11 protein-coding genes and 3 pseudogenes are annotated in these 17,264 nt (G+C 61.9%); 6 read left to right on the top strand and 8 right to left on the bottom strand.

The window, feature by feature from the left end; translation table 11 throughout:
- Nucleotides 1–143: 143 nt before the first annotated feature.
- Both J2Y49_RS22160 and J2Y49_RS22155 read right to left on the bottom strand, forming a co-directional pair.
- A complete protein-coding gene (locus J2Y49_RS22160) occupies nucleotides 144–1,196 on the bottom strand; it encodes a polysaccharide deacetylase family protein (RefSeq protein ID WP_310117119.1) in 1,053 nt (350 codons plus the stop codon).
- 339 nt (nucleotides 1,197–1,535) lie between these two features.
- Nucleotides 1,536–2,217, bottom strand: a pseudogene (locus J2Y49_RS22155) (transposase).
- An 81-nt stretch (nucleotides 2,218–2,298) separates the two neighbouring features.
- On the opposite strand from J2Y49_RS22155, the pseudogene J2Y49_RS32460 reads away from it, so the two are divergent.
- Nucleotides 2,299–2,467, top strand: a pseudogene (locus tag J2Y49_RS32460) (transposase); the annotation flags it as partial.
- A gap of 71 nt (nucleotides 2,468–2,538) precedes the next feature.
- Here the strand turns inward: J2Y49_RS32460 and J2Y49_RS22145 are convergent.
- Complete coding sequence (locus J2Y49_RS22145) at nucleotides 2,539–3,396, bottom strand: GNAT family N-acetyltransferase (protein ID WP_310117118.1); 858 nt, start codon at nucleotides 3,394–3,396, stop codon at nucleotides 2,539–2,541.
- Between the two features lie 463 nt (nucleotides 3,397–3,859).
- Here J2Y49_RS22145 and J2Y49_RS22140 point away from each other — a divergent pair, with 463 nt between their 5' ends.
- The 3 genes from J2Y49_RS22140 (at nucleotide 3,860) to J2Y49_RS22130 (ending at nucleotide 6,891) form a co-directional block, all read left to right on the top strand.
- Nucleotides 3,860–4,150 (top strand): transposase, encoded by a 291-nt coding sequence (locus tag J2Y49_RS22140; RefSeq protein ID WP_310117117.1) that lies wholly within the window; start codon nucleotides 3,860–3,862, stop codon nucleotides 4,148–4,150.
- A gap of 574 nt (nucleotides 4,151–4,724) precedes the next feature.
- Nucleotides 4,725–6,341: an amino acid adenylation domain-containing protein gene (locus tag J2Y49_RS22135; protein WP_310117116.1), complete on the top strand. Its 1,617-nt coding sequence runs from the start codon at nucleotides 4,725–4,727 to the stop codon at nucleotides 6,339–6,341.
- A 289-nt stretch (nucleotides 6,342–6,630) separates the two neighbouring features.
- Nucleotides 6,631–6,891 carry an acyl carrier protein gene (locus tag J2Y49_RS22130; protein WP_310117114.1) on the top strand — a complete coding sequence of 87 codons (261 nt, stop codon included), beginning with the start codon at nucleotides 6,631–6,633 and terminating at the stop codon, nucleotides 6,889–6,891.
- 175 nt (nucleotides 6,892–7,066) lie between these two features.
- Here J2Y49_RS22130 and J2Y49_RS32455 read toward each other — a convergent pair.
- The 4 genes and pseudogenes from J2Y49_RS32455 to ftsH form a co-directional block, all read right to left on the bottom strand.
- Nucleotides 7,067–7,587, bottom strand: a pseudogene (locus J2Y49_RS32455) (transposase).
- 539 nt (nucleotides 7,588–8,126) lie between these two features.
- A complete protein-coding gene (locus J2Y49_RS22120; RefSeq protein WP_310117113.1) occupies nucleotides 8,127–9,824 on the bottom strand; it encodes a long-chain fatty acid--CoA ligase in 1,698 nt (565 codons plus the stop codon).
- Nucleotides 9,825–9,836: 12 nt separating this feature from the next.
- Entirely contained in the window at nucleotides 9,837–11,714 is a 1,878-nt protein-coding gene (locus J2Y49_RS22115; protein ID WP_310117112.1) for an alpha/beta fold hydrolase, read from the bottom strand.
- Between the two features lie 158 nt (nucleotides 11,715–11,872).
- Nucleotides 11,873–13,804: an ATP-dependent zinc metalloprotease FtsH gene (gene ftsH / locus J2Y49_RS22110; protein WP_310117111.1), complete on the bottom strand. Its 1,932-nt coding sequence runs from the start codon at nucleotides 13,802–13,804 to the stop codon at nucleotides 11,873–11,875.
- 186 nt (nucleotides 13,805–13,990) lie between these two features.
- On the opposite strand from ftsH, the gene J2Y49_RS22105 reads away from it, so the two are divergent.
- Both J2Y49_RS22105 and J2Y49_RS22100 read left to right on the top strand, forming a co-directional pair.
- Nucleotides 13,991–14,446, top strand: a complete 456-nt coding sequence (locus J2Y49_RS22105; protein ID WP_310117110.1) for a DUF3775 domain-containing protein — start codon at nucleotides 13,991–13,993, stop codon at nucleotides 14,444–14,446.
- Between the two features lie 47 nt (nucleotides 14,447–14,493).
- Nucleotides 14,494–14,772: a hypothetical protein gene (locus tag J2Y49_RS22100; protein ID WP_310117109.1), complete on the top strand. Its 279-nt coding sequence runs from the start codon at nucleotides 14,494–14,496 to the stop codon at nucleotides 14,770–14,772.
- A gap of 412 nt (nucleotides 14,773–15,184) precedes the next feature.
- Here the strand turns inward: J2Y49_RS22100 and J2Y49_RS22095 are convergent, their stop codons facing one another.
- Entirely contained in the window at nucleotides 15,185–17,248 is a 2,064-nt protein-coding gene (locus J2Y49_RS22095) for an isoamylase (protein ID WP_310117108.1), read from the bottom strand.
- Nucleotides 17,249–17,264 lie beyond the last annotated feature (16 nt).

The raw sequence follows: 17,264 nt of genomic DNA, 5'->3' as shown, positions 1-17,264 counted from the left end.
GAGAAACCGTCCCCCTCTGGCAACCGGCCATAGGTTGGCGCAACACGGCCAAGCCATTGCCCGGATCGCAGTTCCTGGCCCCGTCTTGCAAAGCCAGCCATTTCCGCATGAGCCGGAGAGGTGGAAGCGAGAGTGTCGATGCTTCACATCGCGACGCGGCGCAATCCATGCGCCAGAGCCGTGGTGGCGCCGCTTAGGAAGACTTCAATCGTCTGGAGATTCTGGTGGAAGCCATTGATGCTGAGCCGTGGGAGCGCGTGCAATTGGGCTTTGTGCTCGGGCTGCAACGTGCCGTGGCAAGTCGTCACCGCCGTGGAGAAACCGACCCGCTTTGCCAACGCGAACTCCCTTGCGCCAACATCCGCAGAACTGCCGAAGGGATAGGCAAAATGCTCGACCGGGAGCCCCAACCGCTTGGCAAGAACGGCACGGCTGGCCGCCATCTCATGCTCCGCATCCGCCTCTGAAAGAGTCCGGAGCACCGGGTGCGTTAGGGTATGGGCGCCGAACTCCACAAGACCACTGTCGCGCATTTCATACACCATATCCCATGCCACCATGAGCCGCTGGCAGATCTCCTGGAAATCCGTGTTGTTCAGGCGCTCGAGTTTCCGCAGAAAGTCAGCGGCTATGCCGCGATTGGCGGCGCGTAGCGATTTGTAGAGCTGACTATAAGCCGCTGTCTTGGCGCTCAATGTGCTTGTGTCAAGCTCACGGTTTCCCGCCTTCGTCGGGATGATTATGCGCTCGCGGTGCTGGACGAATTCTTCGATCGCGTCCCACCACGGAAAACTCGTTCCATCGACAAAGCCGGTGGTTACGTTGATGACCATCGGAACTCGAAGCTTTTGGCAGATCCGGAAAGCGTTTTCGTAGTTGTCGCGGTAACCATCATCAAACGATAGAACGACAAAGCGTTTGGGCCGGTCGCTCTTCACTAGCCGCTTGTGCGCTTCGGTCATGGACATGATGTCAATGTTCTGCTTTTTGATGTGCTTAATAACGTCCTCAAAGAACTCTGGAGTAACAGATAGCCCTGCATTCGGAGAAAAGTCTCCCAATGTCGAGCGAACTCTATGAAAAGTAAATATAGATCCAATTCCTGAATACCGATTACTGAGCAGGAGATCCAGCCCCGTTGCATGGACGCCGCCAATTATGGCGCCAATCGCACGGTGTTGGAGCTTTGATGTCATGCGTCTCCCCTCAGGAACGTTTTGTCGCGCGGACGGGTGTCCGATTGGTTCTTAGAAAATGACGGCTTCCATAGCGCGTCGAGAGATTCCGCTCGCAACCTAACATTAAGAATACCGGTTTCAGTAGAACACAAAACCTTGATCCAAGCACATGAAAGCGCGATTTACCTCGATAGCGGAAGAACTCTTAACAGGACGCGGGAAAACGGGGCTATGCAGCGCCCTTGCCTCCGCTGAAGCTTGAAAGCGGTGTTTCCAACGCCCGTCCTAGGTGGAAATGAGCGCCTTTCCTCGCTCAGATGTCCTTGGAGCCGCCGTTCAGGCGGACTTCGGGCGTGCTTATGCCGCCGCCAGCAGCTTGGGCAGGCGGATCAGGTTGTAGGCGGCGGCGGTCAGGGTGAACATCCAACCAACACGGGCCGTGCCGCGATGACGCGTTTTGCGCAATCCGGCCACAGGCTGCGCAGGTTCGCCACGAAATCCTTGGGGTCGTTGGCCTTGTCGGCTCCCACCGTGATGCGGTGGCGACCGGGGATGGCCTCGACCATGGAGGCCGCCGCCGCGCGTTTGGCCAAGCCGGTGGCCGCCGTCAGCCGGACATCGACCACCGGGGCGTGGCGGTTCTCCATCAGCGCATGGCCCATGTTGGCCAGCTTGGCCGCCACATCGCCGGCCAGCAGGCGCTCGCAATTCCCGATGAACACGGTGACATCCCACACCGACGCGTCCGTCGACAGGCCAACGAACCAACGGAACAGCAGATTGTAGTCGAGCTGCTTGATCAGCTGGCGCTCCGAACGCACCGAGTAGAGGCCTGGAGCAGCAGAGCCCGGAACAGCTTCTCTGGTGGGATCGACGGCCGCCCGATCTTGGAGTACAGCCCCTCGAACGCTGGCGACATCATCTCCGACGCTTCGTCCACAATCGCGCGGATCGGCCGCAGCGGGTGGCTCGCCGGAACCCGCTCTTCACAGCTGACGTAGCTAAACAGACCCTCGCTGCGTTCGTTCGGGCCTCGCATCGTCCATTCGCCGGCCGTATTCTCCTCGACCCGAGAGAATCACGACTGGCCGACCGGGCACAGCCCATTTTCCGCGTCCTGCTAGCCGCCCGGATCAAGGCGCGCTGGATCTGCGAACAGGGGCACCAGCAGATAAAGGAAGAACTCGGCCTCGATCACTTCGACGGGCGGGGTTGGCATGGCCTGCACCACCATGCCGTGCTGGTGATGATCGCTTCGGCCATTCTTCAGCACCGGCGCCTCGCGACCGTGCCGGAGGGGGAAAAACGAGCGGCGCTCCATTGGAAGAAGAGTGCGGCCTGGCGCCTCTTTGCGGTCGGATCACATCGGAATAAGCACGAGTTCCGTATAAAGGTTGTCGATGCTCTCTGGGGCGACTGATTCAGACCGAAACAAAACCTCCCTTCTCATCAGTATTCCACAAGGCCTGCTCTTTCCGAATAGGCGGCTATCCCCCATTACGGCAATCGTGCACTGCTTTGCCATGACATACCATTTGATGGCTTCCAGGTGCCTTGCGAAAAGCTCAGCCGAGCTGATAAACAAGATTTCGGAGAAAGGCACGCCGCGCTTGATGCGTTTCTTTGAAACAATAAGGCATTGCTCACCTCTGGATCGGATCAATACGGCAAGACAGCCGTAGGGGACGTGATCATTGATAGCCTGACGAAGGGCCTCACTGATGTGCGGCTTAATGAATTCGATTCGAGACTCGAAACGCGGAAGACCTCTCATAAGGCCGAGCGCATTCATAACCGGAGGATAGATTATCCTGCCGATATCAAGGGCCTTGAACCCCATCATCTCCATCAGTCGAGCCACAGTCGGGATTGGAGAAATGCTGGTAACAGTGCAATTGGCCGAACGAATCGCTGTGGTCAGCAACGACAACGCCATCCCACGATATTCTTCATCCACACAGAGGGTTGTGAGATTGCAGAACCTCTCTCGGCGGCCATTGATTTCGCGCTCCGAGTATACTGTTCCGATGAATCCGACGACGCCCCCTTTTGCCTCCAGAACCCACCCGTACTCTCCCTCATTGTTGCTCCAGTTGTTTTCAAGCAAATTTTGCCATGCGGCCCGGTCAATCCCATTGTTAAACTGTCTGAGAATCAGACTGCAGATTTCTTCCGCATCATCCTGGTTGGCAGGGCGCACACACTTTTCTTTCTTCATGGGATTTTCTTTCAGTAAAGTTGCGGGCTTGCTAAGCACAAGTCGCCTCCTGATGGGGCTCATTGAATTTTCTCGAAGGCCTGTCCGTATGGATGCGGCCACCGTGTGCGGTCGCCTGAACATCGTTGCGCGTGGGATGAGCTAAGAGTTTGCGGGCGAACTGGTGCTTGGCTGCAAGACGCATCGTTCATTCAAAGGTTGTTCATCAATAATATCCATCTTTATCACACCTTCTCGCAAGCAAGTCTGGAAATTTTTAACGGTATTTGATTGATATCTACTCTGGAAACGCAATGGTGAGGTTTTCGTTATTCATGAGCAAAATTGTTTTGCTGGCTGTTGTGTGCGCAAATGGATAGGCCCCTTGTCTCTGTCGAGCTGAGGGTGGCTCGTATCACGTCCTGTCGCCAACGAGGGTGTGCCGGGTAGGCCGACACCTTGCCTCAGACAGAGGAGACGAGCCATGGAGCAGGATACAGCCGCATTCGTTGCCATGGACACGCTCAAAGAGACGATCGCCGTCGCGGTAGCCGAAGCTGGCCGTTCGGGCGAGGTGCGCTTCGTGGGCGAGATCCCCAACCGCGCCGACGCAGTGCGCCGGCTTCTGGACAAGCTGGCCCGCACCTGGACCTTACGGCCGCTGGTGGAGGCTTTGCAGGCCATGCGGGGCATCGCGTTTCTGTCGGCGGTCGTGCTGGTGGCCGAGATCGGCGACTTCCGCCGCGTTGCCAATCCCCGTCAGCTTATGGCCTAGCTTGGCCTGGTGCCATCCGAACATTCGAGCGGCCGCAAGGTCCAGCGCACCGGCTTCACCAAGGCCGGCAATACCCGGCCACAAAGGGGGGCCCTGGCGAAGCTTCAGATGCCGCCACCGGGAGGGCCTTTCGTGTCGCTGGCAGGCGGCCCCGGAGGACCACCCGCAAGCGGGCGGCGCTACTACGATCAACACGACGCGACAGTGGAAAAGGGTGCGGCTGGCGCAACATAAGGAGTACTTGCATAGGCGCGACGTTGCTCGACCTTCGCGCTTTCGCATTGCTTTGGTCAGTCTGCGATAGTTCGATGCGCAGAAAGAGGTTCTGGCAAAAAACCTGTCAATCGGCTTCCTGACTTTTTGCCAACTCCAGGCCTGACGGATAAATACTGAGAGGCTTCGCAATGCCTGCTCGCCGCGACCCCATTCAGCTTTGTTCAGCTTGCCCGCACTGGAAAGGCGCCAACGCCACCGAAGGCTTGGCGATGGGCCGTCGCATGGCCGATTTGGGCAGTGCCCTATCGGCCGAAGCGCACGATCGCATCCATCCGGAGTCGTGAGAGGTGGTGGACCGATGAGCACTCTGATCCACGAATTGGTCGCGCGCACCGCACGGGCGCATCCACACACCACCGCAATCGTCACGCCGCAGGGCCGCGTCTCCTACGGCGAGATGTGGGCGGCCGCCAACCGGTTCGCCCGCGCCTTCCGCGAGGCCGGCTGTCGCGACGGCGACCGCGTCGCCATCATGGTGCCGAAGTCGGCCGACGCCATCATCACTATGCTGGCGTCTCTGCTGGCACGGTGCCTGTACGTGCCGGTGGACGTGCACAACCCGGCCCCGCGGGCCGCGCGGATTATCGACGCCTGCCGTCCGCGGGTGATCCTCGCCACCGCATCATCGGCACCGCTGCTTAGCGACGTCGCCACGCTCAGCCCAGCGGCGCGCGAGGCCACGCTGGGTCGGTTGGGCGACGGCCCCGTACTGCTCGATGGATTGTCTTGCGCCTTCGGCCCCGATGACGTTGCGGCGCTTCCCGGCGCCCCGCTGTCCTTGCAAGGCGACGCGGAGCCGCGCGCACATATTCTCTTCACCTCCGGCTCCACGGGGCAGCCGAAGGGTGTCGTGATCCCACATTCCAGCGTCGTCGCCTTTATCGAGTGGGCCGTCGGCTACTTCGGCATCGCCGCCGGCGACCGTGTGTCCGGCCACGCGCCGCTGCATTTCGATCTGTCCACCTTCGACATCTACGGCGCCTTCGCGGCGGGGGCGGAACTGCACATTGTACCGCCCGAGCTGAACCTGATTCCGGCCAAGCTCGCGGACTTTATCCGCCAACGCGCGCTGACGCAGTGGTTCTCCGTGCCTTCGGTGCTGAACTACATGGCCCGGATGGACGCCGTGCGGGAAAATGATTTCCCGACCCTCAAGCGCCTGATGTGGTGCGGCGAGGTGTTTCCGACGCCACCGCTGATCCACTGGATGAAGCGCCTGCCGCATGTGCGCTTCACCAACCTCTACGGTCCCACCGAGGCGACCATCGCGTCCAGCTACTACACCGTGCCAGCCTGCCCGGAGGACCCGGGCTTTCCCGTGCCCATCGGCACGGCTTGCGGTGGCGAGCGGCTCTATGTGCTGGATGATACCAATGTCCCGACTCCGCCCGGCGAGATTGGACACCTGTTCATCGCGGGCGCCGGTCTTGCCGAAGGGTACTGGGAGGATCCGGAAAAGACGCGGGCCGCCTTCGTGCCGGAGGTCGGGCGCAGCGACGGCAGCCGGATGTATCGCACTGGCGATCTGGCCCGCTCGGGAGAGGATGGGTTGGTGTATTTCGTCGGCCGTGCCGACACTCAAGTCAAGAGCCGCGGCTATCGTATCGAGTTGGGAGAGATTGAGGCTGCGCTCGGCACCATTGAGCAGCTGAAGGATTATGCTGTCGTCGCCTTGGACCAGGGCGCGTTTGAGGGGGCTACCATCTGCTGCGCCTACACACCGCAGGACGGGACGGAGCTGCATCCGGCCGAGTTGCGCGCCCGCCTGGCTGCCCGGCTACCCGGCTACATGCTTCCGACGCAATGGGCCATCCTGGACACCTTGCCCAAGAACGCGAACGGTAAAATTGACCGCCCATACCTGCGTACCGAGTTGTTTGCCAAGCGTCTGGCAAGCCCGGAGACTGGTGCCTGATGGTCGTTGGTTCAGAGGGAATGGGGCTGCTTCTCAGGCTGGAGACGGCGGCCAGGTTTCAGCCCCTCCAAAGTCCGCTCCGCACGCCGCACCACGCCGCCGTGCAGCGCTGCGGTGTTCGGATGCGGCAGGCGCCCCGTGCCAGGGATGCCGTTTTCGTTGCGGCGATGTGGGCAACCAGAGTGGGGGTTGCGACTTGATGAACGCGTTGCGGTGAGCGACGCCTTAGCGCTTGGATACCGCTTCCAAGCTTGCTCCGACCATGCCGAACCTGGAGAGGTCACCTGACATGCTGACACCACCGAAAAATACCGAAACCACTGCCGTCCTGTTGACCCTGTTCCGCAATGATCTGCACATTGCGGTGCCCTCCGTGGAAACCGATCTGATTGACGAGGGGGTGATGAACTCGCTCGTTTTCGCCAACCTGATCGTTCGGCTCGAAGAGCGGTTCGGGATAATCGTTCCGCTCGACAGCATCGAGATCGATCAGTTGCGTAGCATCAGCAGCATGGCGAGCTTGATAGACAGTCTCCAGTTCAGCGCGTGATCGTGATGTCGGCCGTCGAAGATTTAACAGGATGCGGGAAAACGGGGCTATGCAGCGCCCTTGCCTCCGCTGAAGCTTGAAAGCGGTGCTTCCGACGCCCGTCCTGGTCGGAAATGAGCGCCTTTCCTCGCTTAGATGCCCTTGGAGCCGCCGTTCAGGCGGACTTCGGGCGTGCTTATGCCGCCGCCAGCAGCTTGGGCAGGCGGATCAGGTTGTAGGCGGCGGCGGTCAGGGTGAACATCCAACCGACACGGGCCGTGCCGCGATGACGCGTTTTGCGCAGTCCGGCCCACAGGCTGCGCAGGTTCGCCACAAAATCCTTGGGGTCGTTGGCCTTGTCGGCTCCCACCGTGATGCGGTGGCGGTCGGGGATGGCCTCGACCATGGTGGCCGCCGTCAGCCGGACATTGACCACCAGGGCGTGGCGGTTCTCCATCAGCGCATGGACCATGTTGGCCAGCTTGGCCGCCACATCGCCGGCCAGCAGGCGCTCGCAATTCCTGATGAACACGGTGACGTCCCACACCGACGCGTCCATCGACAGGCCAACGAACCAGCGGAACAGCAGATTGTAGTCGAGCTGCTCGATCAACTGGCGCTCCAAACGCACCGAGTAGAGGCCTGGAGCAGCAGAGCCCGCTCTTCACAGCTGACGCAGCTAAACAGCCCCTCGTTGCGTTCGTTCGGGCCCCGCATCGTCCCCTCGCCGGCCGCATTCTCCTCGACCCGAGAGAATGACGACTGGTCGACCGGGCACAGCACTTTTTCCGCGTCCTGCTAGGTCCATGCTTGTACTTTATGGACGTGCCGATATCCAGCCCACCTCATTGCACTGAGGGCAGCCACCCCCATCACAGATTGGACAGAGAATCCAATCGTCGTTGCTCCAGCGGATAACGACTTCGCCATCGCACCGGCCGGAAGCAGTATCGGTCATGCATCCATCAAAAACCGGTGCCAGCGCGTAGTATGGTTTTCGACACGCAAGACAAACAGCTATTGGCTGATTCTTTGTAATCATTGCAGCCTCCAAGCATTCGGACTGCTTTAATGGCAGATATGATGACTCTGAATGCGATATCTGTCCACGAGTATGATGTCGCAGGCCGTTGTATGCAGGTCAACCTATTCGGCTGTTCGGATTATTGACCGACCGACCGATGCGCAGATTTACATGTCCATTCAAACATTTAAGAAAATTTGGCGGTGTGTCTCTCTATTGTGAGGTCGTCGTTCTAAGTTGCGGAGCGCAGATCACGTTTCAGGATCTTGCCGATGATCGACGTGGGCAGAGCCGAACGGAACTCGACTGTCGATGGCCGCTCAAAACGGGACAGGCGGGGAACAAGGAAGGCGTGCAGGTCATCCTTCGACAGCATGGCACCGGGCATCAGGACGATGAACGCCTTGACCGCTTGGCCGCGCACCGAATCGGGTTCACCGATCACCGCCACATCGCTCACCGCCGGGTGTTCGCGGATAGCTGCTTCGACGACGCGCGGGTAGACGTGTTGGCCACCGGCAATAATGAGCTCTTTCAACCGATCGACGAGGTGAAGATAGCCGTCCTCATCGAGAAAGCCGATATCGCCGGTATGGAGATGTGCGCCAACCATCGCTTTCGCGGTCGCATCGCTGTCGTTCCAATAGCCGGCCATGAGCTGAGGTCCGCTGACGCAGATTTCCCCGACCCTGCCGACCGGCTGCAAGGTTCGGCCGTCTTCCACGGATACGATCTCGACGACGGTACCCGGCAACGGCAACCCGGCCGATCCTGGCTTGGTGGCCCCTTCGTAAGGGGTGCAGGTTACGACCGGTGAAGCTTCCGTCAGGCCGTATCCCTCGACCAGCCTGCTGCCGGTCATCGCTTGGAAACGCTCCTGCAATAACGGTGGCAGGCCGTCGCCGCCCGAGATACACAGCCGTAGCGACGAAAGGTCGTGGAGGGCTGCGGTAGGGCAGTCGACGATCGCCTGGAAAAGTCGTGGAACGCCGGGCATGAAGGTCGGGCGCTTGCTTTGGATGGTGGCGAGGATCTCCCGCACGTCGATCCGCGGCAGCAACACCAATTCCACGCCCAACGCGATGGCGAAGTTCATCGCCGCGGTCATGCCGAATACATGGAATAGCGGCAGCACGGCGAGGAGCCGTTCCTGTCCTGTCAGGCTTCCGGTGAACCACTGCTGGCACTGTCGGGCATTCACGTAGAGGCCGGCATGCGTGAGAACAGTCCCCTTCGGCAGTCCGGTGGTGCCGCCGGTGTATTGGATGACGGCCGGCGCGTGCTGCGGATCGACCGACGCTGGCACATAGCGGCCGTCGTTGGCGAGAAGACTGGAAAAGGAGAGATGGTGCCCATCATCCGGAAACCGCGCCACATCCCCGCGGTGGAGCAGCGGGTATAGCCAGTTCTTTGGGAATGGCAGGCTTTCCGCCAAAGAGGCAACGATGATCCGGCGCAGCCGGCCCGGCCATCCGACCGCCGCCATGGTCGTCTGGAATCTCGGCAGATCGAGCGTGATCAGGATTTCGGCGGAGGAATCGGCGATCTGGCGTGCGAGTTCGAGTTCGGCATTCAGAGGGTTGGCGTTGACCACCGTCCCTCCGGCCTTGAGGATGGCGTAGAAGGCGATGATGAAATATGGGCAGTTTGGCAGCAGCAGCATGACCCGGGTGCCCTCGCCGATACCCAACTTTTGCAGCCCCTTGGCGGCCCTGTCGACAAATTCGAGGGTTTCGCTGAAGGAATGGCGCCGCCCGAGGAAATCCATGCATGGGCGGTTGGGGTGGGTCGCGGCCGCCTCGTCGAGCAGGGCAGTCAAGGGCCGCGCCGGCGGTGGGCGACGCCAATCCAAACCGGGTGGATAGCTGCGCTCCCAGGGATAGGTGATCCCATGTGAGTTTGCCTCCGTGTCGGCGATAGACCTGATCATGGCCTTGGTTCCTCACCGTTCCAGAACATAGTGTCCTGGTGCCGGGCACAGCGGTCCGAAACCGCGCTCCTCCGACCCGACGGGCCGCGCTGAAACGGCCTTCGCATCGGATTGCCGGTCCAGCCAGACCGCCCAGGGGCGCCACCACGACCCGGTGCAGGCAGGGGTGGACTCCAGCCACAGGTCGGGGTCGACATAGTGATCGTCCGGTCTGCGCTCGCTCATGCGGTACTGACGGTCCTGACGGTCGGGGCCGGCGACAATGCCGGCATTGTGGCCGCCGTCCGTCAGCAGGAAGACTGTGGTCGTGTCGCTCTGCAGATTGATCTTGTAGACCGACCGCCAGGGCGCCACATGGTCGCGCCGCGTCCCGACGGCGAAGATCGGCGCCCGGATGTCGGACAGGACCACAGGACGGCCGTCCACCCTGTACCGACCCTCCGACAGGTCGTTGCCCAGCAGCAGCTGGTGCATGTATTCCGAATGCATGCGGTAGGGTAGCCGCGTTCCATCGGCGTTCCAGGCCATCAGGTCGGTCACCTCCGGTCGCCGGCCGCGCAGATATTCCTGGACCACCTGCGACCAGATCAGATCGTTCGAACGCAGCATCTGGAAGGCCCCGGACATCTGGGTGGTGTCGAGGTATCCCGCCTCCCACATGATGTCCTCCAGGTAGGCCACCTGGCTTTCGTTGATGAAGAGCATCAACTCCCCCGCCTCGGTGAAGTCGGTCTGGGCGGCCAGCAGGGTCAGCGTCTTCAGCCGCCGGTCGCCGTCGCGCGCCATCGTGGCGGCGGCGATCGTCAGCAGCGTGCCGCCCAGGCAATAGCCGCAGGCGTGGATCGGCGGCGGTCCCTTTTCCGTGCCGCAGATCGCCCCGACGGCGTCGAGCGCCGCCATCACGCCCAGCCGCCGGTAATCATCGAGGCCGCAGTCACGCAGCTCCGGCCCCGGATTGCGCCAGGAGATGATGAAGACGGTGAAGCCGCGCCCGACCAGATAGCGGACCAGGGAATTCTCGGGCGACAGATCGAGAATATAGTATTTCATGATCCAGGCCGGCACGATCAGCACCGGTTCTGCATGTACCGACGCGCTGGACGGCGCGTACTGGATCAGTTCTATCAGTTCATTGCGGAAAACGACGCTGCCCGGCGTCACCGCCACGTCGTGGCCGACCTGAAATGCGTCCAGCCCCTTGGGCCGGCGTCCGGTCATCATGCGCAGGGCGTCTTCCGTCCAGTTCGCCATGCCATAGACGAAGTTCATCCCGCCGGTTTCGATGACCGTGCGCAAGATTTCGGGATTGGTGAAGGGGGTGTTGGAGGGGGCCGCCACGTCGAGCAGTTGCCGGGCGACGAATGGAACGATGCGGGCGTTGGCCTGCGACAGGCCGGGAATGCCGGTGGTCGCATTGTGCACCCATTGCTGGGCCAGCAGGAAGGACTGGGCATATAGCGTGTAGGGAAACAGCTGCCAATCGGGATGGGCGAAACGGCGGTCGCCCGGCAGCGGCTCGATACAAGGCGGAGTGTCGCGGTCTATGGCTGCAGCGCCGGCATAAACCATCAGCCGCACCATCTTGCGCACCGCCTTGTCGACCAGGACAGCCTGCTTGCCCGGTGCGTTTCCAAGATGCATCGCCCAGTCGGCGAAGGCCAGCGTCACGGCCGAGGGGGAGATCGACAGCGTGAAGCGCCCCTGCCACGCATGCACCAGTCTGTCGATGATCTCGCCGCCGAAGGGCAGATAGGGAAAGCCGTAGGCCGGGCTGCGAATCGCTTTTCCGGGATGGGATTCCGGAAAGTCCGTCGGAACGGCCGCTGCGGGCACGGCTTCAGGCAACGGGGAGACGACGGGGAGTTCGGTGTTCGATTGGGCCATCGGCATGGCTCTTCTCCTTCCCTTCGACCGCATCACCCGAACCGATTGGCCAGGGTTGGCCGCTACCAACGGGTGACACGTCCCGCCATCCCAGCATCACGCGACGAGTTTGGCCTTAACGTCGGTTAAGGGCCCGGCCTTCGGCGAAGGAAAATGCCGGAATCTCAGTGTGCATCAAGGGCGCATGGCGGGGCTTCCGCAGCAATCTTCGACTCGACCGGTGTGGCTGCGGAACTTGATTCAGATGCTTCAGGATGTCCTTCCGCGCTGGCAGGCTCCGGCAGCGGCTGCGGCAGTTCGTCCGCAGTCAGGGTTTCTCGTTCCAGCAGGCGTTTTGCCCCTTGCTCCAGCACGGCATGGTTTCTGCGCAGGATGTCCGATGCCCGTGACCCGGCGGTTTCGACCAAAGCGCGGACAGCCGCATCAATGCGGCTCGCCGACGCCTCCCCGTAATGCCGGGGTTGCCAGAAGGCGCCCTGCGGTTGGCCCAGGAGATGGCCTGGTTCGGTATCGTAGCAGACCGCCCCCAGCGTTTCGTCCATTCCGTACCGCATCACCATGCCCCTGGCGATGTCGGTGACCTTGGCCAGATCGTCGGCGCTGCCCGTCGATACCTCGCCGAATATGAGTTGTTCCGCCGCACGCCCGGCCATCAAGACGGTCATTTTGTCTTCCAGTTCGTGGCGGCCCATCAGGAACCGGTCATCGGTCGGACGCTGGATGGTGTAGCCGAGCGCCCCGATGCCGCGCGGGATGATCGATACCTTCTGGACGGGATCGGTGCCCGGGATCGCCATGGCGACCAGGGCATGCCCCAATTCGTGATGGGCGACGATCGATCGTTCATGCAGGCTGAGAATGCGCGACTTCTTCTCCAGCCCCGCGACGATCCGTTCGATGGCGGCCTCGAAATCCTCCGTCGATACGGCGCTGGCGTCTCGCCTCGTCGCGATCATCGCCGCCTCATTGACCAGATTCGCCAGATCGGCGCCGGTGAAGCCCGGGGTCAGGGCTGCCAGATGATCCAGGACAACTTTAGGGGCGAGAACCACCCGTCTGGTGTGGATTGCCAGGATTTGCGCCCGTCCCGATTTCTCCGGCCGATCCACCAGAATCTGACGGTCGAAGCGGCCCGCACGCAGCAGGGCCGGATCGAGGATCTCCGGCCGGTTGGTCGCCGCCAGCAACACCAGCCCGGCGCTGGGGTCGAAACCATCCAGTTCGGCCAGAAGCTGGTTGAGCGTCTGTTCCTTCTCGTCGTGTCCGCCCAGCATCGGCAGTGACCCGCGCGCGCGGCCGAGCGCATCAAGCTCGTCGATGAAGATGATCGCCGGTGTTCGGGAACGGGCGAGCGTGAACAGGTCCCGCACCCTGGCGGCCCCGACCCCGACAAACATCTCGACGAATTCCGACCCATTGGTGGATATGAAGGGAACCTTGGCTTCGCCGGCGACGGCCCTGGCCAGCAGCGTCTTGCCGGTTCCGGGCGGGCCGACCAGCAGGATCCCCTTGGGCACATGGGCGCCCAGGCGAGAGAACTCTCCCGGATTCTGCAGGAAATCCACCACCTCCCGCAGTTCCTCCTTCGCTTCGTCGACGCCCGCGACATCGTCGAAGCGGATGGAAATGTCGGTCTCGGCGAACAGCTTAGCCTTGCTGCGGCCGATCGACAGCAGGCCGCCGCCCGTCCGCATGCCGGACAGCCCGGCCAGACTCCAGACGGCGAACAGGATCAGGATCCAGCCGAACCAGCCGACGATGCCTGATGCCCACCCGGATTCGGTCACACCGCTGAAGGGGATGTGACGGGCCGAGAGGTCGCGGGCGATGTCGGGCGCGACACGGACGGTCTCGAAAGTCCGCAACCCGTTGGGCAGGGCTTCGCTCAGTGTCCCGGTCAGAGCGGTTTCGCCCACCATGACCTGCTCGACCTTGCCATGATCCAGCAGATCGAGAAACTGGCTGTAGGGGATCGTTCGGACCTGCCGAACCCCGGGGAGCGCCCACAGGAGGAACAGCCCGACACCGATCGACAGGGCCAAGGAGAGCCACAGAAGCAGGTCGGTGCCTCGGTCACTGTCCTGCTTGTCGTTCATGACGCCTCCCGCTGCGATCGAAGCCGTCCGTACGCCTTCATGCCGGTAAGGCTGCGGGTGAGTTGGCGTCCTGTCCTTTATTCAGGTTAAGGTCGCCCCTGGGAAGCCATGGCTCAATGGCGGCATTCTCCCATTGCGGTCGCACGAAGGCCGTTCTGGGAGTCCGCCAAAGGAGCCCGGACCGCCATGGCCAAATTTGCCTCTCCCCAGCCGGCCCCATCCGCTGAGCCGGTGCCGGAACTGAACATCGGGTTGCAGAAGCTATTCTACCTGATCGTCAAGGCTCGGGAATTCGACGCCAAGGTGGAGCCGTCCGATCTGGATGAGGGCTCGAACCCGAGCGACGACGGTATGCGGGCGGTGCTGGAGGATCACGCGGATGATCCGACGTTGGCGGAACTGAAAGATGCTATCGACGGCCTCGACGACGACGAGGTGGTCGATGTGATCGCCCTGGTCTGGCTGGGGCGCGGCGACTTCTCAGCAGATGAATGGGCCGAGGCGCAGGCGCTGGCGCGGGAACGCCATACGGGCCGGTCGGCCGAGTATCTGATCGGCATTCCAAACCTGGGGGACTGCCTGGAGGAAGGAGCCGCCCAGCTTGGCTATTCCTGCGAGGAATTCGAAATCGGTCGCCTGTGACGGCGGGATTGATGACCTTCAAGAAAGCGGAAAAGGGGAGACCAGCCATGATGATCACCTTCGAAGACTGCGTCGGCATGAGTGGGCTGACGAAGGAAGAGATCGATGCGATCGCCGCGCACGAGCATCTGCCGGAGATCGTCGCCGCCGAACTGGGCAGCTATCTGGTCGCGACGGAGGCTGGGCAGAGCGAGATACGCCGCATGATCGAGGATGACATTGCCGAAGCGAAGGCGCATGGCCAGCATGGACGGACCGCAGTGCTCAAGCTTGCGCTTTGTCATTTCCTGCAAGAGCACGAGGCCGCCCGGACCGTCAAGCCCTGACGGCGCGGTCTCCGACAGGAGGGTCAGCTCGGTGCGGAAGGGGGCTCGCCGGGAGTGTTTCCGGACCGGACTCGCCGCAGCGACCCATCCTTCCGACGGACCCAGACATCCACATCGTATCCCAATTCGCGAACCCGCACCGCATCATGCAACGCGGATTCCAGGGCCGCTCGCCGCGACGGGTATTTTCCGCAATCGTCTCCCGGTGCGAAGCCGACGGTCCAGTGATTTTCGTTTTGGGAAACGATGTAGCTGAGGTGCGGTATCGGTGCCATGGCTGACCTCCCAGGGCTGAGTCTCGTCCATGCGGGCAGTATCCTTAAGGAACCCGTTCCGGGCCTTTATCAAGGTTAAGGACGATACGCAGTCGGCTTGGGCGTTGGGGGTAGGGAGCGGGATTCCAGCGAGCGCTTCAGCACCGAACGAGCACGACCACGGATCGCGCCTCCACCCTGTAGGGCGGCTCGGTTACCGGTTTCGCGTCGCCCAGGGAAACAATGTCATCGGGGCTGTCACGTGCCGTGTCTATGACCCGCTCCCAGCGGTCTGGCGCCGGGCCGTGGGGCACGGGATCCTGGATCAGGAACTCCTGCTCCGCCGCCGAGCCATTGATCATGACGTAGAGATCGACATCGCCTTGCGTGCTGCCGCGCAGGTGGAAAGCGAGGGTGCCTGTGTCCGCCGACGGGTCGAGGCTGCCGGTCGGTCCAAGCCACGTCACGTCCTCGCGCCAGCTGCGGCTACGGCCCAGTGAGGGATGGGCCTTGCGGAATGCGATCATGGCCTTGCAGAAGCGGTGGAAGCCGGCGTTGGTATGCAGCAGATCCCAGTCAAGCCACGTCGTCTCGTTGTCCTGGTTGTACGGATTGTTGTTGCCGCATTGCGTGTTCAGAAACTCGTCGCCGGCCACGAACATCGGTGTGCCGTTCGCCAGCATCAGCAGGCAGAACAGGTTCTTAGCCTGTCGCCGCCGAAGCCGGAGGACCGCCTCGGGCACGCCGTCGTCGCCCTCCCAGCCGCAGTTCCAAGAGCGGTTGTCGTCGCGGCCGTCCCGGTTCCCTTCGCCGTTGGCCTCGTTGTGCTTACGGTCGTAGCTGACCAGATCGTACAGGCAAAAGCCATCGTGGCAGGTCACGAAGTTGATGCTCTGGTAGGCGTGATAGGCGTCTTCGGGCGTGTCGGGGAAGATGTCGTCGCTGCCGCCGAGACGGTGCATCAGGCCGGCAACGACTCCCCGGTCCCCACGGATGAAGGACCGCACCTCGTTGCGGAAGGCATCGTTCCATTGCAGCCATGTGGTTCCGGGAAATGAGCGGCCGAGCTGGTAGTTGACCATATCCCAGGCCTCGGCGATCATCCGCAGGCGCGCCAGATCGGGATGCGTCTGGATCGCGCTGATGACCGGCGGCTCTTCGAGATCGATGGAGCCGTCCTCCCGGCGCGTGAACAGCGAGGCGAGATCGAAGCGGAAGCCGTCGATGCGGAACTGCCGTGCCCAATGGTGCAGGCTGTCCATGACCATGCCGGCGACATAGCGGTTGGCCGTATGCAGCACGTTCCCGGTGCCACTGTCGTTGCGATAGCGACGGCGGTCTTCGGCCAGAAGGTAGTAGGTGGTGTTGTCGACCCCGCGAAAGCTGTAGGTGGGGCCGTTCTCGTCGCCTTCGGCCGTATGGTTGTAAACGACGTCGAGGATGACTTCGATGTCGGCGGCGTGCAGCGCCTTGACCAGCGTCCGGAATTCGTCGAGCTGGCCGGTCGGCTCGGGGTGAGCTGCGTAGGTGTGATGCAAGGCGAAGAAGTTGAGCGGCATGTACCCCCAGTAATTTCCCTCCTGGGGATCGAACTGGAACACGGGCATCAGTTCGACCGCCGTGACGCCAAGGTCCCGCAGGTACGGAATTTTGTCGATCAGGCCCGCGAAGGTGCCCCGCCGGTCGGCCGAAACGCCGGAGTTTGCCCGTTGGGTGAAGCCGCGGACATGCAGTTCATAGATGATGGTGTCGTGGGTATGGCGCGGGGCATGGTCGCCGGCCCAGTCGAAGCTTGACGCCTTGGCATGCAGGATGCCGAGCGGGGCCCGGCCGGGATTGGTTCCCGGATGTCGGGCGGCCGCCCGGCTGAACCCGGATGGGAAAAATACCGCCCTTGCATAGGGATCGAGCAGGATCTTTTCGGGATCGAACCGCTGTCCATCGGCCAAGGCGTGTGGTCCGTCGACGCGGTAGGCATAGTAGGTAGCGCGGTGGACCGTGGTCGCGGGCAACCGGCAATGCCAGATACGGCCACTCTTGTTGCGGCGGGGATCGAAGGGCTGGATCGTGATGGGGTCAATCGAATTCTGTGCGGCGAAAAGCAACAGAGTGACGGATGTGGCGTGCTTGGAATAAAGAGCGAAGTTGTAGGCGTCTTCATCGGGTATGAAAGAAACTCCAAGCGGCGAGGGTGAGCCTTCGTGTCTTGTCCAATCGTCCATCGGAACATCGCACTCC

The organism is Azospirillum sp. BE72, assembly GCF_031455875.1.
In the GTDB taxonomy this organism is placed as follows: Bacteria; Pseudomonadota; Alphaproteobacteria; order Azospirillales; family Azospirillaceae; genus Azospirillum.
Note: the sequence above shows the minus strand (reverse complement) of the source record. Positions and strands in the feature narration are given on the sequence as shown.